This is a genomic window from Vibrio sp. L85 (assembly GCF_963871815.1).
Classification (GTDB): Bacteria; Pseudomonadota; Gammaproteobacteria; order Enterobacterales; family Vibrionaceae; genus Vibrio; species Vibrio harveyi.
Genome location: NZ_CAWMYL010000253.1, coordinates 93437 through 114440 on the forward strand (window position 1 = coordinate 93437; position 21004 = coordinate 114440).

Annotated in this window: 18 protein-coding genes; 6 read left to right on the plus strand and 12 right to left on the minus strand. The window is 45.3% G+C overall.

From position 1 onward, the window contains the following. Positions 1–32: 32 nt before the first annotated feature. From fadD to AACR11_RS28760, 6 genes are all read right to left on the minus strand, one after another. Complete coding sequence (gene fadD / locus AACR11_RS28735) at positions 33–1724, minus strand: long-chain-fatty-acid--CoA ligase FadD (RefSeq protein WP_005437015.1); 1692 nt, start codon at positions 1722–1724, stop codon at positions 33–35. Between the two features lie 106 nt (positions 1725–1830). Next, the gene (locus tag AACR11_RS28740; RefSeq protein WP_029788524.1) at positions 1831–2685 is read right to left on the minus strand and encodes an alpha/beta fold hydrolase; all 855 of its coding nucleotides are present in this window, start codon (positions 2683–2685) and stop codon (positions 1831–1833) included. A 6-nt stretch (positions 2686–2691) separates the two neighbouring features. Continuing rightward, a complete protein-coding gene (locus AACR11_RS28745) occupies positions 2692–3249 on the minus strand; it encodes a Slp family lipoprotein (RefSeq protein WP_005437007.1) in 558 nt (185 codons plus the stop codon). Between the two features lie 25 nt (positions 3250–3274). Then, positions 3275–3580: a hypothetical protein gene (locus AACR11_RS28750; RefSeq protein WP_029788523.1), complete on the minus strand. Its 306-nt coding sequence runs from the start codon at positions 3578–3580 to the stop codon at positions 3275–3277. 60 nt (positions 3581–3640) lie between these two features. After that, a complete protein-coding gene (gene tsaB / locus AACR11_RS28755) occupies positions 3641–4342 on the minus strand; it encodes a tRNA (adenosine(37)-N6)-threonylcarbamoyltransferase complex dimerization subunit type 1 TsaB (protein WP_005446440.1) in 702 nt (233 codons plus the stop codon). A 45-nt stretch (positions 4343–4387) separates the two neighbouring features. Further along, positions 4388–6313, minus strand: a complete 1926-nt coding sequence (locus AACR11_RS28760; RefSeq protein ID WP_029788522.1) for an ATP-dependent DNA helicase — start codon at positions 6311–6313, stop codon at positions 4388–4390. A 217-nt stretch (positions 6314–6530) separates the two neighbouring features. On the opposite strand from AACR11_RS28760, the gene purU reads away from it, so the two are divergent. Further along, positions 6531–7364: a formyltetrahydrofolate deformylase gene (gene purU / locus AACR11_RS28765; RefSeq protein ID WP_005428723.1), complete on the plus strand. Its 834-nt coding sequence runs from the start codon at positions 6531–6533 to the stop codon at positions 7362–7364. A 74-nt stretch (positions 7365–7438) separates the two neighbouring features. Here purU and AACR11_RS28770 read toward each other — a convergent pair whose 3' ends face one another. Next, a complete protein-coding gene (locus AACR11_RS28770; RefSeq protein ID WP_029788521.1) occupies positions 7439–8038 on the minus strand; it encodes a VOC family protein in 600 nt (199 codons plus the stop codon). Between the two features lie 220 nt (positions 8039–8258). Here AACR11_RS28770 and argS point away from each other — a divergent pair, with 220 nt between their 5' ends. The 3 genes from argS to AACR11_RS28785 all read left to right on the plus strand — a co-directional run bounded on the left by argS (position 8259) and on the right by AACR11_RS28785 (position 11232). After that, entirely contained in the window at positions 8259–9992 is a 1734-nt protein-coding gene (gene argS / locus AACR11_RS28775) for an arginine--tRNA ligase (protein WP_005446437.1), read from the plus strand. A 139-nt stretch (positions 9993–10131) separates the two neighbouring features. Then, positions 10132–10560 carry an HIT family protein gene (locus AACR11_RS28780; RefSeq protein ID WP_005446436.1) on the plus strand — a complete coding sequence of 143 codons (429 nt, stop codon included), beginning with the start codon at positions 10132–10134 and terminating at the stop codon, positions 10558–10560. A 150-nt stretch (positions 10561–10710) separates the two neighbouring features. Further along, positions 10711–11232, plus strand: a complete 522-nt coding sequence (locus tag AACR11_RS28785) for a YqhA family protein (protein WP_017818955.1) — start codon at positions 10711–10713, stop codon at positions 11230–11232. A 109-nt stretch (positions 11233–11341) separates the two neighbouring features. Here AACR11_RS28785 and AACR11_RS28790 read toward each other — a convergent pair whose 3' ends face one another. The 5 genes from AACR11_RS28790 to znuA form a co-directional block, all read right to left on the minus strand. Further along, positions 11342–11572: a FeoC-like transcriptional regulator gene (locus AACR11_RS28790; RefSeq protein ID WP_005382192.1), complete on the minus strand. Its 231-nt coding sequence runs from the start codon at positions 11570–11572 to the stop codon at positions 11342–11344. Then, on the minus strand, positions 11569–13845 hold the full coding sequence (feoB, locus tag AACR11_RS28795) for a Fe(2+) transporter permease subunit FeoB (RefSeq protein WP_029788520.1): 2277 nt from the start codon (positions 13843–13845) through the stop codon (positions 11569–11571). Before feoB ends, AACR11_RS28790 begins: the two co-directional genes overlap by 4 nt. Continuing rightward, positions 13845–14072: a FeoA family protein gene (locus AACR11_RS28800; RefSeq protein WP_005426705.1), complete on the minus strand. Its 228-nt coding sequence runs from the start codon at positions 14070–14072 to the stop codon at positions 13845–13847. Before AACR11_RS28800 ends, feoB begins: the two co-directional genes overlap by 1 nt. 761 nt (positions 14073–14833) lie before the next feature. After that, on the minus strand, positions 14834–18211 hold the full coding sequence (locus AACR11_RS28805; protein WP_029788519.1) for an AraC family transcriptional regulator: 3378 nt from the start codon (positions 18209–18211) through the stop codon (positions 14834–14836). Between the two features lie 212 nt (positions 18212–18423). Next, positions 18424–19305 carry a zinc ABC transporter substrate-binding protein ZnuA gene (gene znuA, locus AACR11_RS28810; RefSeq protein WP_017188397.1) on the minus strand — a complete coding sequence of 294 codons (882 nt, stop codon included), beginning with the start codon at positions 19303–19305 and terminating at the stop codon, positions 18424–18426. A 78-nt stretch (positions 19306–19383) separates the two neighbouring features. Between znuA and znuC the strand changes: the two genes are divergently transcribed. Next, positions 19384–20172, plus strand: coding sequence for a zinc ABC transporter ATP-binding protein ZnuC (znuC, locus tag AACR11_RS28815; RefSeq protein WP_009698581.1), 789 nt, complete (start codon positions 19384–19386; stop codon positions 20170–20172). Further along, positions 20165–20950 carry a zinc ABC transporter permease subunit ZnuB gene (znuB, locus tag AACR11_RS28820; RefSeq protein ID WP_029788518.1) on the plus strand — a complete coding sequence of 262 codons (786 nt, stop codon included), beginning with the start codon at positions 20165–20167 and terminating at the stop codon, positions 20948–20950. Before znuC ends, znuB begins: the two co-directional genes overlap by 8 nt. Positions 20951–21004: the final 54 nt, after the last annotated feature.

Here is a 21004-nt window from a genome sequence, read left to right on the forward strand (position 1 = left end):
GCAATAAATGATTGTTGCACAAAGAAATCCGCTTATGCGCTCTTCTTCGCTAGCTCTGCGTCGTTCTCTTCACGCAGTACGCGACGAAGGATCTTACCTACGTTGGTCTTAGGTAGATCTTCACGGAACTCAACCAACTTCGGCACTTTGTAGCCAGTTAGGTGTTGGCGACAGTGTGCAATCACTTCGTCTTTGGTTAGGCTCGGATCGCGTTTTACAACGTAGATCTTCACCAACTCACCAGACACTTCGTGAGGCTGACCGATTGCCGCGACTTCTAGCACTTTACCGTGCAGAGCAACCACGTCTTCGATTTCGTTCGGGTAAACGTTGAAGCCAGACACAAGAATCATGTCTTTCTTACGGTCAACGATGTGTAGGAAGCCTTCATCGTCAAATTTAACGATGTCACCCGTCGATAGCCAACCGTCTTCGTTGATCACTTCTTTAGTCGCTTCAGGGCGCTGCCAGTAACCTTGCATCACTTGAGGACCGCGCACTTGAAGCTCACCTGTCTCTGTGTTTGCTAGTGGGTTACCTTCTTCATCAACAATACGTACTTCAGTTGATGGCACAGGCAGACCGATAGAACCGTTGTATTCCACTAGGTCATGCGGGTAAGCCGCCACCAATGGAGAACATTCTGTTAGACCGTAACCTTCTAGTAGGTAACAGCCCGTGGTCTTTTGCCATTTTTCAGCGACGGCACGTTGTACTGCCATACCACCACCTACTGCTAGGCGAAGGTTGCTGAAATCTAGCTCATGGAAATCTTCGTTGTTCACTAGCGCGTTAAACAGGGTGTTAACGCCAGTAATAGCAGTGAACTGGTATTTTTGCAGCTCTTTCACAAAGCCCGGAATATCACGCGGGTTAGTGATAAGCAGGTTGTTGCCACCCATTTCGACGAACAGTAGACAGTTCACCGTCAGTGCAAATACGTGGTAAAGAGGCAGTGCCGTAACAACAAGCTCGCGACCCGGAGACAATACAGGACCATAAGCGCCTTTCGCCTGCATTACGTTAGCGATCATGTTGCGGTGCGTCAGGATTGCACCTTTCGCTACGCCCGTTGTACCACCAGTGTACTGTAGGAATGCAATATCATCGCCAGACATAAATGGTTTCACGTACTGAAGACGACGACCTTTGTGCAACGCTTTACGCATTGAGATTGCACCCGGTAGATCGTACTTAGGCACCATGCCCTTCACGTACTTAACCACGAAGTCGACAAGTGTACCTTTCGCACGTGGCAGCATTTGACCAAGGCTGGTCAAAACCACGTGTTTCACTGGCGTGTTTTCTACGATTTGCTCTAGTGTGTTCGCGAAATTAGAAACGATAACGATCGCCGTTGCGCCAGCATCGTTTAGCTGGTGCTCAAGCTCACGAGGAGTGTAAAGTGGGTTCACGTTCACAGCGATACAGCCTGCACGCAAAATACCAAATAGCGCGACAGGGTATTGAAGCAGGTTTGGCATCATAAGAGCAACGCGGTCGCCCTTCTTCAGCTTAAGTTCGTTTTGTAGGTATGCGGCGAATGCGCGGCTACGCTCTTCCAATTTGCGGAAGGTCATGACCGAGCCCATGTTCATGAATGCCGGTTGGTCTGCGTATTTTTGAACAGACTGCTCGAACATTTCTACCAAAGACTCATATTGCTCTGGATTAATGGTTTCAGGTACGTCACTTGGATAACGTGAAAGCCATGGTTTATCCACGATGTTACTCCTCGTTTATAACTGGCTAAAAAATAGCGTCCTTTTTATTTTGAGCACTATTACAGCACAGCAAACGTGCTTGAGCACGTAACTCTCAAACACTTGTTTAAATTTTGTTAACTACACCAAGAATTCGCTCTGCGACCTCGAGTGTTTGCTCTAAATGGCAATGATGCCCACCCGCGACAGAAACCACATTCGGTGGATTTTCGCCCCAATCGACTTGGTTAGACTGTAAATGCTGAAATCCTTTGTCACCCAATATGATTAGGTGCGGACAGCGTATTTGGCTGGTGATCGAGTTCGCGTGATCCTGAGCCATGCGATAAAGAGAATCGCACTTTAATTTGGCATCGTGTCGCCAAAACCATTGGTTCTCGCGACATTCAGTTCCGCGCTCTACGATTGGCATCAACTGCTCGGCGGTCAGGTGATTCGCTTGCATGCGTAGCTTTAACGCCAGATCGAAAGAAGCGATAGCTCGCTCCGGTTTGTTGCGTTGACGTTGTCGGTTAAGGACGCCATCACGCAGTCGTTTTACGCTATTGGAAGGCTGTTCTGCGAGTGGACCCGCCCCTTCAATTTGCACTAACGTTTCGACCTGTTCAGGAAAGGCAGCACTATAGCAACTTGCGATTAAAGCGCCTAGTGAATGCCCTACTAACACCAGTCTGTTTGGCGATAATTCATCCAATAATTGGTGTAAATCAGCAATGTAGTCGTGGAAGGGGTAGTAATTGTCTGAGGATTTATGACTGGATAAGCCATGACCAAATAGGTCAATTGCTAGTAGATGAAGATCAGGGTTGTGCTGATGGATGGCGTTCATCAAGGTTTTGAAGCTGCCTGCGTTATCCATCCACCCATGAAGAAAAACGACTGAACAAGCAGTCGTTTTTTCGTTTCCGATTTCTAAGGCTGCCATGCTCCCATTTGGGAGTTCGAAACGGCGCTCATTCATCACAGATTATTTAACCTTCTTGATCACCTTACCGTCTTGCGGGAAATCATTTCGCCACATGCGGCAGTTAATGGAGTAACAAGGGTAGTAATAGGTTGGCGTGTCGTACATACGTACGCGCTCTTCAATCTTCCATAAGCGGTAACCATCGCCTTTGATGACTGGGAAGATGTATTGATGCTCGCCAATTTTGCCTTCTTCTTCACCCGCACCTTTACCCACTACAGTAATGATTCGACCTTTACTGAAAGCAACCGGCTCTAGGTAACCATCAAAATAAACCGCGAAGCGCCCCGTTGGTTCTTGGTCGATGTCCGGCTTGCCTGATTTGCTGATTGGTAGGTTTACGATCTCTAGGCGCGTTTGGTCTTTCAAGTTATCCACTTTCGCGATAACACCACCAAGACGGACATCATTAGCAGCCTGTCCTTGGTCTTCAGCAAAGGCTTTGTAATCCGTCAAAACCTGCTCGGTGCTTGCATTCAGCTCTTCAGGAAGAGAACTACAGGCAGAAAGCCCGAATGCCGCGATAATAACCAGAAAAATACGTCCAGAAAGTTTCATAAACCCCCACTATAAATTCGTTGTTTTACACATAGATATCGACACCAAGTAACTGAGCAAGTTCCTCTTTCTTCGCTCGATTCATGACGTCCATATACTGTTCCATTGCTTTGCGAGCATGACCCTCGGGCAAATCATATTGCACTTGAGCGCGATGAATCTGAGACTCATCCACTTGCTTAATGGAATGCGCGACAGAGTTCGCCACCTTAGAAGGTTGACCAACGGGCTGCTTATCTTGAGCTTTCTTTACCTGCCCTTTTTTACCGACTTTATTGGTGCGATTTGCACCCGGTATTAACGCAGGAGGTAAACCATTGATAGACGCCATAACGCTCCATAAAAATACAGGGCGAACGCCCTGCACTTTGTCAAATCATTGAAAGACCGATTATTCGCGACCCGGAAGTTTCTTCCACGTCACATTATCACGCAGATAAACCGGGCTCGATTCTTCTACTGGAACTGTGTTGCCTTTCTTAAGCTCCTGCTCAGCAAGAATCACAATGTCTTGTGAATCAGGGTAAAGCACATCACCGCTCGTTAAGTTGAGTGGCAGTTTGCCAAGATCTTCTTGGTAAGCATCCCAACCAGTACCTGCTTTAGTCCACGTTTTGTCGTCTGCTTGCGCTTCTTCCGCAAGTCGTGCTGGTGGAATAACGCATTCTGCATCCACACCTGCCCATTCACCGTTTTCTTGGCGAGTGTAACGTGCCCAGTAAACTTCACTCATACGCGCATCAATCGCAACCGCAACATCCGTTGCACCGTGCAGGCGGTAGCTTGCTTGTGCCATCGCAGCCAACGTTGAAACGCCAATCATTGGTAAGTCAGCACCAAACGCCAAACCTTGCGCGATACCAATACCGATACGAACACCAGTAAAGCTGCCCGGACCACGACCAAACGCCAATGCGTCTAAATCTTGTAGAGTTAGACCGGCTTCTTTCAGTACTTCGTCTACCATAGGCAGCACTTTCTTAGTGTGATCACGAGGAGCCACTTCACTGCGTGAAATCACTCGGTCATTAACCAGTAGCGCAACTGAACAGTTCTCAGTTGCCGTATCGATAGCAAGAATTTTTGCGCTCATGTAACTCTCTACAATTCTTCTTTAATTTATTGATGCCACAGCGCATTAGTCTGCGGCAGGTTGTTCTGTTTTTAGGAATGTTTTGATTCGTTCCAAATCCCGTGTTCTTGGGATTGGCGGTAAACTGCCGAGGAAGGTGCCACCATAATCACGCGTTACCAAACGGTTGTCGCAAATGATTAAGGCACCATGGTCTTTTTGGTCTCGAATCAAACGTCCTACGCCCTGCTTTAACGTGATAACCGCATCTGGGATTTGCACTTCTGCAAACGGCTCACCGCCACGTAATCGACAATCTTCGATTCGGGCTTTGAGTAGCGGGTCATCAGGGGCAGTAAACGGTAATTTGTCGATGATAACACAGCTCAGCGCATCACCTCTAACATCGATCCCTTCCCAGAATGCACCCGTCGCCACCAGCAGTGCATTACCCAGTTCCATAAACTCCGCAAGGGTCTTTTGTTTGCTCATCTCACCTTGCATTAGCACAGGCAGATCCAGTACTTCACGGAAGCGTTCACCAAGCTCACGCATCATGCTGTGCGAAGTACAAAGAAAGAAACAACGCCCGTCGTTTTCTTCAATTACAGGCGCAAGCATTCGCACCAGTTTGTCGGCTAAACCTGGGCTGTTTGGTTCTGGTAGATAACGAGGTACACACAAACGTGCTTGCTTCTCGTAATCGAACGGAGATGGTAACGAAAACTGCTGTTTAGGCTTCAATCCAAGCCGGTCGGTAAAGTGTTTAAAGTCCCCCGAAACCGCTAAGGTTGCAGACGTGAAAATCCACGCGCCTTGTTTGATTTCGATTTGCTCATGGAATTTCTCCGCCACCGATAGCGGTGTAATGTGCAGAGCGAAATGACGGGGAGACGTGTCGTACCAGTATGAGTAACCGGTAATATCGACATCACAGACGCGGTCAATTCGTCCTTTGATCAGGTTGGCACGCTCAAAGGCAGTATCCAGCAATTGGCTTCGACCTAGCGCCAGTTTCAACACATCAATCGCCAAATCTAAACTATCGGTTAAACGCACCAACTCACGCTTGATCGATTCTGATTGCAACGCCTCACGCCAGTTACCACGAAAGCCCGGCTCGCCCAGTACGATGCGCATATCCATCGCACTTTGCATCAGCTTATCGCCGACTTTTTGTAGCTGGCGCATATCTTTTGCTTCTGTGCGGTAAGCAATCTCAATGTCTTTGGCGAGCTCTTGGATCTGACGGCTAGAGATCGATTGTCCGAAGTATTCGCTGGCAATGTCAGGAAGCTGGTGGGCTTCGTCGAAAATGAATACGTCAGCTTCTGGGATCAATTCACCGAAACCGGTTTCTTTGATCGCAAGGTCTGCAAGGAACAAGTGGTGGTTAACGACAACAATGTCTGAATCCATTGCGCGTTTGCGTGCTTTTAAGACGAAACAATCGGTGTAGCTCGGGCACTCTTTACCCAAACAGTTATCGTTGGTGGAGGTTATGGTTGGGATGATCATGCTGTCTTCTGGCAGGTCCTCACAATCCCCTAAATCGCCCGTTTTGGTTTCAGACGACCAAGTGCGAACCTTTACCAATTGGGTCAACAATGTTGGATCGGCTTCATTAGTATGACTCTCGACCATTTGGCGGCTAAGACGATCCAAACATAGGTAGTTGGAACGACCTTTTAGTAACGCCACTTGTCCATAAAAGCCTAAAGCACTGACCATCAACGGCAAGTCACGGTGATACAACTGCTCTTGCAGGTTCTTCGACCCCGTACTGATGATGACTTTTTTACCGCTTAATAGCGCAGGCACAAGGTAAGCGAAGGTTTTACCCGTTCCCGTTCCGGCTTCTACCACCAGCTGAGTTTGGTCTTTGATCGCACTGCTGACAGCTTCTGCCATATCGATTTGTGGCTGGCGAGCTTGAAAGCCCGGAATGGCTTTGCCTAACGCGCCCTCAGAGGAGAATGTTTTTGCGATCATGCCTGACATCTGGTTGGAAAAATTGTCGTGAGTATATCAGGAGTTGAGCGTAAACATCAGCCAACAAAAGCACTAGGTTTTAGCATCGCGCGGATAATTTGTTGAAACCGCGCCGAGAATAGATTATTTATGAAGTCAGATTGCAGTACGATTCACGCTTCTGACGTGACCCTTTTATTCGTACGCTAGAAAAATAATGCATGGAAGTATCTGATTTATGGAAAAGAAAACACTGTTAACCCATTGTTCTGACGCACCGGGTTTGATCTCAAAAATCACCAATATCTGTTATAAGCATCAGCTGAATATCGTTCATAATAACGAGTTTGTTGACAACACCAGTGGGCACTTTTTCATGAGAACCGAGTTGGAGGGTTACTTCAACGATCAAACGCTACTCGCCGATTTAGACCAAGCGCTGCCACAAGGTGCAAAACGCAAACTCATTAGCTCTCGCCGTAAACGCATCGTCATCCTAGTAACCAAAGAAGCGCACTGTCTGGGTGATATTCTGATGAAGACTTACGATGGCAGCTTAGATGTTGAAATTGCTGCTGTTGTTGGTAACTACGACAAACTTCAAACACTCACTGAACGTTTTGATATCCCTTACCATCACGTTACTCACGAAGATCTTAGCCGTGAAGAGCACGAGCAGAAGATGCTTGAAGTGATTGATCAATACGATGCCGATTACCTTGTACTTGCGAAGTACATGCGTGTTCTCACTCCGACTTTCGTAGAGAAATACCGTCACAAGATCATCAACATTCACCACAGTTTCTTACCCGCTTTCATCGGTGCTAAGCCATATCAGCAGGCTTACGACCGCGGTGTGAAGATCATCGGTGCAACGGCGCACTTTGTAACGAATGACTTGGATGAGGGGCCAATCATCAAGCAGGACGTTATTCCAGTGGATCACACGTTCAGCGCACAAGATATGGCGCAAGCAGGTCGCGATGTAGAGAAGAACGTATTGAGCAAGGCTTTGAATAAAGTGATCAATGACCACGTTTTTGTCTACGGTAATAAGACGGTTATTCTTTAAATTCGTCGTATTTGAAAAAAGAAAGGGTTGCTCATTTGGCAACCCTTTCTTCTTTATAGTTATTCAGAGCCAACTTATTCAGCCTGCTCAGACTCCACAATACGCTTAAGTGAATGCGGGTGCAGCTTGATACAAATGCCTTGATACTTAAACGCCACGGTTGGGTTGTTCAAGCGTTCGCCTTCCCCTTTCGGGCTCGACAGTTTGATCTTCACACCTAGCTCTTCTAGCTCGTCAAAACGCACGCCAAACGCTGGGTAAGTGTGTTTCAAATCAGCAAGAAACTCATCTGCGGTATCGGCGTGAGATGGAATCACGAACTCCACATGTTCCCAGCTTTCAGTTGGGTAGACTTTGCCTTCCGCTGGGTATGGCAGCTCCAGACACTCAATCTTCCAACCACGGCTTTCCAACGCTTTGTCGAATTCAATAACAATAATCGGGCGACCGTTGATTTTCGCTTGTGAAATCACCTTACCGTATTGATTCCATGCTTCATGCGCGGCTTTCGCTATTTCAGTATCATTAATACGCAGCGCAATATGGTCAGCTTGAGCAAAGCTCAGATCCAGTTTTAACAGGGATGCAAGCTCTTCAATCTTCGCAATAAATGCATCCAGATCTTGGATCATCAATTCAGGCGCTAGGCGTTTTTCAACTAGTTGAGTCGTCATTGTGGCTCTCTCATGGGGCGATTTATCTCATTACTCTGAGCGCAATAGTAAACGCAAACCAAGCCACATTTCCATTCAATCGAAAAAGTATAAATTTCCCCAATTCCTCTCTGTATGAAAAGCAATAAAGTTGTTATCATTAGCCCCATTTTTGTGAACTCCAACAGAACTCGGCACTTACTTCGCCGAGTTCTTCGTCCTTGAATTGAAGGAAACGCGTGTGAATATCCAAGCACTTATTAATGACAAAGTATCTCAGGCTCTAGAAGCCGCTGGCGCACCTGCAGGCAGTCCTGCGGCAGTACGCCAATCAGCAAAGCCACAATTTGGTGACTACCAAGCAAACGGCGTAATGGGCGTTGCTAAAAAACTGGGTACTAACCCACGAGAATTTGCACAGAAAGTACTGGATGTTCTAGACCTAGACGGTATTGCGAGCAAGACAGAAATCGCAGGTCCTGGTTTCATCAACATTTTCCTAAGCGAAGAGTTCCTAGCAAAGCAAGCGGAAGCAGCATTGGCTGACTCACGTCTTGGCGTTGCGGCAGACGAAGCTCAAACTATCGTTGCTGACTACTCTGCACCAAACGTTGCTAAAGAAATGCACGTTGGTCACCTACGTTCAACCATCATCGGTGATGCCGTAGTACGTACTCTTGAGTTCCTAGGTCACAAAGTGATCCGTGCGAACCACATCGGTGACTGGGGTACTCAGTTCGGTATGCTTATCGCAAACCTTGAGCGTGTACAACAAGAGTCTGGCGAAGTTTCTATGGAGCTGGCTGACCTTGAAGGCTTCTACCGTGAGTCTAAGAAACTGTACGACGAAGACGAAGAATTCGCAGTGAAAGCACGTAACTACGTTGTGAAACTGCAAAGCGGCGACGAGTTCTGCGCAGAAATGTGGAAGAAGCTGGTTGACGTAACTATGATCCAAAACCAGCGTAACTACGATCGTCTAAACGTATCTCTATCTCGTGATGACGTAATGGGCGAGAGCATGTACAACGACATGCTACCTAAGATCGTAGCGGACCTTAAAGCACAAGGTCTTGCAGTTGAAGATGACGGCGCGCAAGTTGTGTTCCTTGAAGAGTTCAAGAACAAAGACGGCGAAGCGATGGGCGTTATCGTTCAGAAACGCGACGGCGGCTTCCTATACACAACAACGGACATCGCATGTGCGAAATACCGTTACGAAGAACTAGGCGCAGACCGCGTACTTTACTTCATCGACTCTCGTCAACACCAACACCTAATGCAAGCTTGGACTATCGTTCGTAAAGCGGGTTACGTGCCAGAGTCAGTATCTCTTGAACATCACGCGTTCGGTATGATGCTAGGTAAAGATGGTAAGCCATTCAAGACTCGTGCAGGTGGTACGGTTCGTCTTGCTGATCTTCTTGACGAAGCAGAAGTTCGTGCAGCACAGCTGATCGAATCTAAGAACCCAGAACTAGCAGAAGACGAGAAGAAAGCGATCGCAAACACAGTTGCAATGGCAGCAGTTAAATACGCAGACCTTTCTAAGCACCGCACCACAGACTACGTGTTCGATTGGGACAACATGCTAGCGTTCGAAGGTAACACTGCACCGTACATGCAATACGCTTACACTCGCGTAGCATCTGTATTCGCTAAAGCTGGCGTTTCTATGGATGATCTACAAGGTGAAATTAAGATCACTGACGAGAAAGAAAAAGCGCTTATCGCAAAACTGATGCAGTTCGAAGAAGCGGTTCAATCTGTTGCTCGTGAAGGTCAACCACACATCATGTGTAGCTACCTATTCGAACTAGCAGGTCAGTTCTCTAGCTTCTACGAAGCATGTCCTATCCTAGTTGCTGAAGACGAAGCAGTGAAACAAAGCCGTCTGAAACTAGCAGCGCTAACAGCGAAGACCATCAAGCAAGGTCTGTCTCTACTAGGTATTGATACTCTAGAGCGTATGTAAGCGAATCGAGAATCGAGAATCGAGAATCGAGAATCGAGAATCGAGAATCGAGATGATTTCGAAAGGTTGGCGTGAAAGCGTCAACCTTTTGTTTTATCTGGCGTATACTGATGTCATTCAATTCAAATCGGATAATATAATGAGTTTTGAACTGCACCCTCAATTGGCAAAAGACACCACCGTTATCGGTCACTTCCCACTGTGCGTAGCACTTCTACATAAAGACAATGCAGTGCCATGGGTTATCTTGGTACCAAAACGTGCAAACCTAAAAGAGCTTCACCACTTGCCAATGAAAGAACAGCAACAGTTTTTGCTAGAGTCTCAGGCAGTAAGCCAAGCACTAGAAGCAACATTCCGTCCAGACAAGTTAAACCTAGGCGCACTAGGTAACATGGTACCTCAGCTACACATTCACCATATTGCTCGCTTCAAAGATGACGTAGCATGGCCGGGACCAGTTTGGGGCAACACCAAAGGTGAATTCCGTACAGAAGAAGAGCAAAACGAATTGCTTGGCCGTATTAAAAACGTGCTATCACTGAGCTCTATTTTCCAAAAAGCATAGCCGCTGCCAGCGAAAATAATTCGCCTTTGAATACGGCTGAAACAGACAGAGAAAGATTAATACGCATTTGTAACAATCTTTCTCATTTTTCTAGGATTATCACTAAAATAAAACTTGTTTAGACTGCCAACTCAGTTAGAGAGGGTCATCATGAAACAAGTCTTCAACACATTCCGATACGTCAGCTGGATCGCCATCATCTGTTCTATGGCTGCTTCATTCTTGCTTTTTGTTATGGGCGCAGCAAAAACCTATTCGGCATTTGCGGTCTTCATTCTCAATCAAACACCTCCAGAAGCGCTCGCACATTTAGATAAAGCAGACATCGCGATCGCATATTTGATCAAATCACTGGATACGTTTCTTGTCGCACTAGTTTTGTTCATCTTTGCTCACGGCATCTACACACTGTTTATTTCCAACAAAGCTAAAGCGAAAACACAAGAACCGTCGGTTTTGCATTGGATCAGAACCCCAAACATCGGCCACCTAAAAAACATTTTGGCTGAAGTCATCATCGTGATCTTGTTTGTGAAGTTCTTAGAGCTCGTGCTGATTAACTTCGACAGCTTAGATTGGACGATCTTAACATTACCTATTTCGATTTTAGTTTTAAGTCTTGGTTTGAAGTTCCTAGGGTTAGGCGTGACTAAACACTCTGAAGAGCATTAATTTCGCTGTATTCACAAACAATAACCAGCAAAAGAAAAGCCGCATCATTGCTGATGCGGCTTTGTCGTTTTTACGTAATAACTTTTTAGGTGACTAATTTTGACAACCGCTACATGGTGACTGTCAAAGACAAACCATCTTGTTTAGTCACTGAGTAGCGAACACGAGTCACGTCATGAGCTTTATTAGTGTCGACTAGGCGGCTAATTTTGCCCTTCTTAATCCACACGTTTAACATCGCGTCGGCGCCATCTTCACTCATCCCAAACTGTTTAGCCAGATCTGACTGGGAGACGGTTCCTTTGTCTGCAATGTATTGATAAAGCTCTTTTAAAATCATGCCACTTGCGCCTCTAATGCACCGTTTTGTTTCTTACCAACTTGTTTGAACACGCGGTAGGTACCAAAGAAGATAGCAACGATCACAGCCATCCAAATACCACTTGTCACTGGGCTATCTGCGAAATGCGTCAATTGGTTGTAGAACGTCGCACATAGGTAAGCTAAGCCCATTGTCCAAACCGCGATAAAGCGTGCGAACTTATGACCAAACTCACGTACGTAAGCCCCCATCGCCGCCACACAAGGTGTGTACAGTAGGATAAAGATTAGGTAAGCAAATGCGGCATTGCCAGAAGCAAACTGCGATTTGATGTTACCGAAGATAGAAGCATCGACTTCTTGTTCTTCTGCAACTGCATTTGAGTCAGTTAAGTCACCAACTTCAATGCCTAGTGGATCTGAGTAGCTCAAACCGGCTAGGTTTTCAGGGATACTCATTACTGCCTCTTCTAGGCTACCCATTAGATCAAATTCTGCGTCTTCACCATCGCTTGGTTTAGTGTATAGGCTGTTAAGCGTACCAACTACCGCCTCTTTTGCGAAGATACCGGTAATGATACCTACCGTCGCCGGCCAGTTATCTTCTTGAACACCGATTGGCGCGAATACTGGAGTCACAACTTGCGCTGCTTTAGAAAGCACAGAGTTTTCGCTGTCTTCGTTACCAAAGCTGCCATCAGTACCCAATGAGTTGAAGAAACTCAGAATAGCAACAACGATAACGATGGTTTTACCTGCACCAAGAACGAAGCGCTTTAGCTTTTGCCAAGTTTTGATCACCACGTTTTGTAACGTTGGAAGCTCATAGTCAGGCATTTCCATTACTAGGCTGTCACTGCTACCTGGGTAAAGCGTGTGCTTAAGGAAAAGCCCCGTGAAGATCGCTGCCACAATACCAAGTAGGTAAAGTGCGAATACAATGTTCTGACCAGAACCTGGGAAGAATGCCGCAGCGAATAGTGCGTATACTGGTAGACGAGCACCACATGACATAAATGGCGCCATAGATGCAGCTAGTTTACGCTCACGCTCTTGATCTAGAGTACGGGTTGCCATGATTGACGGTACGTTACAGCCAAAACCAAGAACAAGCGGTACGAATGCTTTGCCTGGTAAACCAATCTTCTGCATCACTTTATCTAGTACGAATGCGGCACGAGCCATGTAGCCTGAGCTTTCTAGTACCGCTAAGAACAAGTACAAACACGCGATAACTGGAATAAAGGTTGCAACCGTTTGGATACCACCACCAATACCATCAGCAAGCACCGTCACTAACCACACAGGCAAATGACCGTCTAACAAGTGGTGTCCACCATCAACCAACAGAGCACCGACACCGATATCAAAGAAGTCGATGAACGCACTACCAATGTTGATAGAGAACATGAACATTAGGTACATAACAATGAAGAAGAATGGAATGCCCACCCACTTGTTCAAGATAAATTGGTCTAGCTTTTCAGTCACACTGCGACTTAGCTTGCCCTCACTGCGACGTACTTTCTTACACTCTTCATGAAGGCGTGTGTATTTTGTATCTGCAACATGTAAGTCAACATCAAGCTCAAGTTCTGCAATTGTGTTTTCAACGCTATTGCGATCAGCATCCGACATGCTGTTAAGAACCAGTGCATCTTTTTCCAGTGCACGAATTGCTAGAGCACGGTTAGAAACGGTTTGATCATTGAAAAGAGCCGAAACGTTGTTGATCGCCGCTTCCATTTGTTCGCCGTAATTCAAAGCGATGTCTTTTAGTGCAACACCTTGAACCACTGACTTGTGCAACTTCTCTTTAAATTCTGCAACTTGTGCTTTATTTGTCGCTGATAGGCTAACGACTGGACAACCCAAGGTTTTTTCTAGTTCTGCAACATTGATGACTTGGCGTTCACGCTTAAGTGCGTCCATTTTGTTTAATACAACAATCATAGGACGACCAAGTTCACGCAGTTGTAGCGTCATATATAAGCTGCGCTCAAGACTCGTTGCGTCTACTACGTTGATAATCAGATCAGCAGGGTGCGTCAAAACCGCACGCGATGCGATAGATTCGTCGATACTATTGCTATCATTGCCACTGTCGAGAGAGTAGATACCCGGAAGGTCCGTCAGAAGAAATTCATCACCAGCATGTTTGAACTGACCAGTTTTCTTTTCAACCGTTACACCAGCCCAGTTACCAACTTGTTGTTTTGCACCAGTCAGGCCATTAAAAAGTGTGGTTTTACCGCTGTTTGGGTTACCAACAGTAAGAATTTGGTATTGCATTATGCTCGCTCCACTTCGATGTTTTGCGCAATAGTCTCTCGTAATGCAACAGAAACACCACGAACTTCAACTTGCAGTGGGTCTCCCATTGGTGCGCGTCGAATAACTTTAACCTCAGTATTAGGAAGTAGTCCCATTACCATTAGCTTTTTTCTGACGTCCGACGTAAGTCCTTCTAACAACCGAATTGTCACTGTTTCGCCAGGTTTGATTTCTGATAGCTTCATAGTGGCCCTTAAGAGTAGTGCAAATGATAAATATTATTATTAATAGTATAGGGCGCTAATGTTACTCTTCTATACCCTCTCATTCATTGTGTGAAATCAAAGATTTCATTAATGCTTTTGGCGAAATCTAACGTCAACTCCGTTAATTAATTTCACGTCATTTTCGTCAAAATTGAATATTTTCAGACAAATGCAAATTAACACAAGCGTAACATTTGCAGTTTCGAAAAATTAAAAAATCAATAAATTCAGCACCTTAAATAGAAAAAGGCAACTTGTCGCTTTTCTCACATAAAGCTGTCGTTATTTTTATAAGAAAAATAAGTAAGGTCTCGTATAGTTAACCCATCGAGAGACAACAGCCTCTCAAAAGAATTCCAGAGGTGGCATGGCAACATGTCACTCCGGCAGCAAGCGAAGGTGTCATTGACACCCGTGGTATAGTCCCCCCGGCTATACCACGATATTTTTTTCTTCTCTTTCTTCATTCGCTTCTCAATTAAGTCCCAATAATTCCTAAACGTTTTACTCGAACAAATCCCTGTTATTCTCATTATCTATCACAACACTATATCGCCATTGTGCTGCACGTACTCTGCGTTATATAGCTCGAGCCCTTTATCACGCATCACACATCACGCCAGACTAAATGTCATTCCCTTGTGTCCAGAATCTATATTGAGCTCTTTACGATACCGTTTACCTTACAGACGTAAAAAAGCCCAACGCTAAGGCTAGGCTCGGTAATGTCGAATTAAGAGCTAGAGGCTTGTTTGGCTCTCTTGAGTCATTGCGAACTTAGAAGGTGGCAGCCCGAAATGTAGCTTAAACTTCTGGCTAAAGTACGACGGGTCATTAAAGCCGCAGTTAAAGGCAACTTCACTGATCTTCTCACCAGCGAGCAATTGTTCACATGCGGTTTCCAACCTAACTTCCGTTAAGTAGTCTTTCAATGTTCGTGAAGAAGCAGATTTAAATCGTCGTTGTAGGCTTCTTTCTGACATATAGAGCATCTTCGCTGCAGACGCTGTACCAAATTCTGGGTCGTGATAATGTTCTGCGACAAGTTGATACACTTTCATCAACCATTCTTGTTCCGGCGATGTATCTTGCTGTGGTTTCTCTACTTCTGCAAACTCCGGCAAGACCTCTTCGACATGACTCGGTTCTTGAGCACATGGCCACGTGATTTCAATTTTATTTTGAGCATCCGACGCAAACATAGATAAATGACCACCGCTGACCGCCACCAATTGAGGCAAATTATCCATACTTAAATCAACATTGCTGCTGTTTGATGGTCGCATCGTCGAAGCCTTACTCGGTAACTGGGTACCATGATCGATAAAACTTAACGAGACAATGTCATTCCCCTCCTCCAATACCAACTTAACCGACTGCCCTCTAAAAGAGCGTTTAATAATATTGGCGAAGATGCTGTTAAAAATGACATCAAGATTAAAGCTTTCGAGTGAAATACGGCTCGCTTTGTTGTCATCTTCTAACTCAACACTAATGCCAGCTTTAGTGAAGTCCTCTCGCCACACATCAACGACGGACTGGGTAATCTGGCTTAAGTTATAGTTTTGACTACCATTGCTGGTATCTTCTGGTGAGCTCTTAAGCTCGTTCAATTGCCAATAGGTTTTAGAAAGGTGATCTTGAGTTACTGAATCTAAATCCAGTGGAAGCTTATGGGCAATCGAATCCACACTAGATTTAATTGATTGTGCAACATGGTCCACCAGCAAGTTTCTCACTTGAATTTGCTTTCTAAGCTGTTGATTGCTCGTCAATAGAACTCGACTTTGATGACGTAACTGATTGGTTTTTAATGTCACCTGCGCCGCTAGATCACGGTTCGCTTGCAATACAAATCGCGAACGCCAGTACATCAGGAGTGCTAACGTTGCGATCGTAATTAACGTAAATCCAGATATTGCCAACTTTGACAAATACCAAGGCTTGAGTACCGTAAACTTAGATTCAAGTCCAATCAAACCAGAGGCGAGTTGTGAGTCATTACTTACTTGAAGGTGATAATCTCCGGAATTTAAGTGCTCTAGTGTTAACTGTCCACCTTCCAGAGATTGCCATTGTTCACTCTCATTCAAGCGATAGTAGAGGTTTTGGTTATCTGGTTTTGGCATCACACCAAACAAGAAACTCAATGAAGACCCATAAGGCAACTTCATATCTTCTAAGTCAGAGCTTCCTACTTGAACAACATCATTTTCCAACATGACTTGGCTAACAATAAGTTTGGACTCTGGCGTATTAGACACTAGCAGTTTTGATGAATCAGCTTTCACTAAACCGTATTGAGATCCAAAGATAAGTTGGCGGTCACTATCCTCTGAACGTCGAATCAGATTACAAACGCCTGGAAGAAATTCATTATTAATTAAGCCTGAAGAAGAGGAATAGTGCTTCATCAACTGACCGGAGAGATGGTAATAGCTTAACCCTACCGATGAAGCGAGCCAAACCCCTTCAGAATCACTCAGTAAACAAGCGGGCCGAGAGTTTGAAACACTCATTTCCATCACCTGCTTTTCGTTACGACCCGGGATGGTTCGAAAAACACCGTAAGCAGATGCAAACCATTGAGAGCCATCATTAGCAGTAATGATATCAAGCGACTCTCCATACTTTTCAGAGAAACGGTTAAAACGAATCCGCTCTCCATCATACTCATAGACACCGTGATCGGTACCAATCAGCAGCAACTCTTCTTTGTCATACAAACGAGTAATTTTGGCAGGTAGATACTGACTCACTAACCAGTCACTGCCAAAGTTACGCATTTCTTGCTTTTCAGCGTCGATATTAAACAGTTGATAACCACTTGATACCCACAATCGGCTCGCCCCGTCAGCCACAATATGATCAACGGCTCGTCCTGCAATGACTTGCAAATACGGGAAGGTCATTGGGGTTAAGTTCTCAAGATCGAATATCTCAAGGCCATTTGCTGTCGCTATCCATAACTTATCACCTTGAAAAGCGAACTCATTAATCTGAGAAGATAAATCTAAAACCTCACTAATTGCCTTAGGTCCTGAGCGATAAAGCTTATGATCATCAGCAAACCAAAGCGCACCATCAGGTCCCGTCAACGTTTGGCGGATTCGCCCAGAAAGTGTCAATTGATCGTAACTACTGAACGTTGTTCGCTCGAATTTTTTACTAAATAATGAGTAATAACGAATGCCTTGGTTGGTAGCAATCCACATACCGCCCATGTTGTCGTTCAATAACGAGTAGATCTTAGTGGTCGCTAATTCCAGCTCAAGGAAGCTTGCCGGGGTGACTTGAGTTACATCTCCGCTTAAGAACGAATACAAATAAAGCCCTTGCTCCGTTCCGACCCAATACTCTTGGTTGGTTTCTGCAAATGTAAGAACGTGAGATGTACCAATTCGAATGACAGGTTTATCTGGTTCGGAGATATTAAAAATCAGCGCGCCTTTTAGCGTTCCGACCAGAATCTCTCGACGAGTATGTGAGTAATACACTTTTTCTATGTAGTGCTTACCCGACGAAACAACATGGTTGAACTTGCTCCCCTCTGATAGATATACACCTGATGTCGTCGCTAACGCCCACTTCGTTTCGACGAAAATGGCGTCATTAATATAGACGTAACTGTTGTTACTATGCTGATAGAGTTGCAGTAAAGAGAAGGAGTTAAGTTCACTGGTTTCAATATTGTAGGTATAGAAATGCGCGCCGTCACTAACCCAGATAAAATTGCCAGATGAGCCAATCTTACGAATTTGAGAACCAGGATTGAGACTAAAGACCAAGCGACGTTCTTGGTTAGGGTAAGTCTGATATACCTCGTTTTCGATAAACGTCCAGAATGAGCCTTTGTGGTATGCCAGTTGTTCTACTTTCGCTCGTAGAAAACTGCCTGATTTTGGCAAAGTGGTTTGCCCATCATAAAACAGCACCCGTCCGTGGACATCGTGAATCCAAAGCCCACCATGCTCACCCGGGAACAATTTTTTTGCCGCAATAAAAGTCCCCTTAACCTGATTTGGCAAAGGGTAAAAGATCGCATTCGCTTCACTTGAAGCAAACGCTTGAAATGAGAGGATAAAAGCCCAGAAAAAGAGGGCTAATTGGCGCAGCAAGATAAAATCCTTACATGTATCAATACGTGCGACTCATGGTTCACTCATGCCTTCCATAGCTAAGTGTCTATATGGTTATTTTGAGCCGCTAATTATTGATAATGATATCTCAAATCCTTTGATAGAAAAGACTCACTGCGCTTAAGGTTTGTAATTCTTACTGCCAGATCACGTTAAAAACGTATTCCGTGTAGAGAAGCACAACACAATTGTTACTTTTCGCTCAAACATTGACTAAAGCTGTTGGACATTCCTTTAAGAAATTCGAAGTAACTTCCAGATTTCACCTCAACCTCACTACCCAGCGGATCAAGAACACCTGAACGAACGTCACTGCCGCGCATCACACTCTCAATAACCGCCGGAGTAAACTGAGGTTCAGAGAACACGCACGCTACATCACCGGTTCCCAACGTTTTACGGATACGAATCAGTGTTTTTGCACCAGGTTTACGGTCCGGTGAAACAGTGAAGTGACCCATTTGATTCAAACCATAACGCTCTTCAAAATACCCATAAGCATCATGGAATACGAAGTAACCTTTATCTTTGACTGGAGCAAGCTGCTGTTTAATCTCAGAATCAGTCGCGTTCAACTTTACTTCAAATTTCTTCAGGTTGTTGGCGTACGTATCGGCATGTACTGGATCAACTTCCGCTAACTTGTGTGCAATTGCATTAGCGACCTGTTGTACTGTTTCAACACCCAACCAAAAATGAGGATCATGTGTACCATGGTCATGACCATCGTGATCATGAGAATGCTCGCTACCAAACTCTCGCAGCGACAAACCTGGAATTTGGCTTAGTGTTAGTGTGTTCCCTCTATCTGTCACCACTTTTTCAAGGAATGGTTCGAGGTCGTGCCCATACCAAATCACCAGATCCGCTGCTGCTACTTTCTGGACATCAGAAGGGCGCAACGCGTAATCATGCGGAGATGCATTGTTTTGTAGCAATACGTCCGGAGCCGTTACGCCTTCAGTAAGCTCGGTCGTGATCATTTGAATTGGTTTGATACTGGTTAACACAGTTACCGCGTGAGCAGGTAACGTTAATATTGCTGAGACAGCAAGAATAATAGCTCTTTTCATAGTTTTACTTGGGGTATGGCGTGGAAAGTGAGATAATGTTACATTATAACATTATTATTTTGCAAATGAGTTTCATTCATGTCTTCACTAGTCCGTCTTGAGCAACTGTGCGTCGAGTTTGACGAACGCAGAGTTCTCGACAATATCACTATGGAATTAGAAAAGGGCAAGATCACCACCCTAATTGGTCCCAACGGAGCGGGAAAATCGACATTAGTTAAAGTCATTCTAGGTCTCCAAAAACCGACCAGCGGTAAGTTAACGAAGCAACGTAAACTGAAAATTGGTTATGTTCCTCAGAAACTGAAACTCAACGATTCACTGCCACTCAATGTCATTCGCTTTTTGAACCTTGCTGGCAAGTATAGCAAGCAGGAATGTCTCGATGCGCTACGCCTTGTTGGAGCTGAGCATCTCATCGCAAGTAACATGCACCGTCTATCTGGCGGAGAGAACCAACGAGTATTGCTCGCACGCGCCCTACTACAACGTCCAGAATTGTTGGTATTAGATGAACCCGCTCAAGGGGTCGATGTTCAAGGTCAGATCGATCTCTATGACTTAATTGAGAGCATCCGCCACCGATTTGACTGCGGTGTGTTCATGGTGTCTCATGACTTGCACTTAGTGATGGCTAAAACTGACGATGTGATTTGCTTGCATCATCATGTGTGCTGCTCTGGCTCACCGGCAACCATCACCCAGCACCCTTCTTACATTGCGCTGTTTGGTAATGCGACTCGAGAATCTCTGGCTTTTTACCATCATGATCATGAGCATCACCACCACGATTTAGCGGGTTCACCAGTCACTGGCGATGCTACATCTTGTTCAAACCATTCTCACGGACATCATCATCATGATTGAGTTTTTATTGCCTTCAATTCTGGCTGGTATTGGTATTGCGCTCATCGCAGGTCCACTTGGCTCATTCGTGGTTTGGCGAAAAATGGCTTACTTTGGCGATACCCTTGCTCACGCCTCGTTAATGGGGTTAGCGCTGGGCTTTTTACTCAATGTGAACCTATATCTTGCGCTACTAGTTTGCTGTTTAGCGTTAGCGGTCCTGCTTGTGACTCTGCAAAAACAACAGCTTGTGGCGACAGATACCTTGCTTGGTATCTTGGCGCACAGTGCACTGTCCATTGGTTTAGTGTCCGTCAGTTTCTTAGACAACGTTCGCGTAGATCTTATGAGCTACCTATTCGGTGACTTGCTTGCGGTCTCGCCACAAGATCTGATGTTCATCTACGCTGGTGTTGTTGCTGTAAGTGCGTGTTTGTACATCTTTTGGCGCCCACTGCTCTCCAGCACAGTCAGCGAAGAGCTTGCCGCCGTGGAGGGCGTGAATACCGATCTAGTGCGTTTGGTATTAATGCTGATGGTGGGTGTGGTCATCGCAGTAGGTATGAAGTTTGTTGGCGCATTGATCATGACTTCTCTACTGATTATCCCTGCAGCCACTGCGCGCAAAGTTTCCTCATCACCAGAGCAAATGGCATTGTTTGCCTCGATTATCGGTTCGATTGCAGTGTTAATGGGGTTAAGCCTATCTTGGCACTTCGATACGCCAGCAGGTCCTTCTGTTGTCATTAGTGCAACATTCCTGTTTATGCTTAGCCAATTGATTAGACGTAAACCCTAATGCACTGATAGAAAAAGAAAAGCCTGCGAAATCGCAGGCTTTTTTGATGCTTTT

Excerpts from the sequence above, each read along its gene's own strand:
- AACR11_RS28740 (WP_029788524.1), bottom strand. The coding sequence starts at position 2,685 with ATGAATGAGCGCCGTTTCGAACTCCCAAATGGGAGCATGGCAGCCTTA.
- AACR11_RS28745 (WP_005437007.1), bottom strand. The coding sequence starts at position 3,249 with ATGAAACTTTCTGGACGTATTTTTCTGGTTATTATCGCGGCATTCGGG.
- AACR11_RS28750 (WP_029788523.1), bottom strand. The coding sequence starts at position 3,580 with ATGGCGTCTATCAATGGTTTACCTCCTGCGTTAATACCGGGTGCAAAT.
- tsaB (WP_005446440.1), bottom strand. The coding sequence starts at position 4,342 with ATGAGCGCAAAAATTCTTGCTATCGATACGGCAACTGAGAACTGTTCA.
- AACR11_RS28760 (WP_029788522.1), bottom strand. The coding sequence starts at position 6,313 with ATGATCGCAAAAACATTCTCCTCTGAGGGCGCGTTAGGCAAAGCCATT.
- purU (WP_005428723.1), top strand. The coding sequence starts at position 6,531 with ATGGAAAAGAAAACACTGTTAACCCATTGTTCTGACGCACCGGGTTTG.
- AACR11_RS28770 (WP_029788521.1), bottom strand. The coding sequence starts at position 8,038 with ATGACGACTCAACTAGTTGAAAAACGCCTAGCGCCTGAATTGATGATC.
- AACR11_RS28780 (WP_005446436.1), top strand. The coding sequence starts at position 10,132 with ATGAGTTTTGAACTGCACCCTCAATTGGCAAAAGACACCACCGTTATC.
- AACR11_RS28785 (WP_017818955.1), top strand. The coding sequence starts at position 10,711 with ATGAAACAAGTCTTCAACACATTCCGATACGTCAGCTGGATCGCCATC.
- AACR11_RS28790 (WP_005382192.1), bottom strand. The coding sequence starts at position 11,572 with ATGATTTTAAAAGAGCTTTATCAATACATTGCAGACAAAGGAACCGTC.
- feoB (WP_029788520.1), bottom strand. The coding sequence starts at position 13,845 with ATGCAATACCAAATTCTTACTGTTGGTAACCCAAACAGCGGTAAAACC.
- AACR11_RS28800 (WP_005426705.1), bottom strand. The coding sequence starts at position 14,072 with ATGAAGCTATCAGAAATCAAACCTGGCGAAACAGTGACAATTCGGTTG.
- znuA (WP_017188397.1), bottom strand. The coding sequence starts at position 19,305 with ATGAAAAGAGCTATTATTCTTGCTGTCTCAGCAATATTAACGTTACCT.
- znuC (WP_009698581.1), top strand. The coding sequence starts at position 19,384 with ATGTCTTCACTAGTCCGTCTTGAGCAACTGTGCGTCGAGTTTGACGAA.
- znuB (WP_029788518.1), top strand. The coding sequence starts at position 20,165 with ATGATTGAGTTTTTATTGCCTTCAATTCTGGCTGGTATTGGTATTGCG.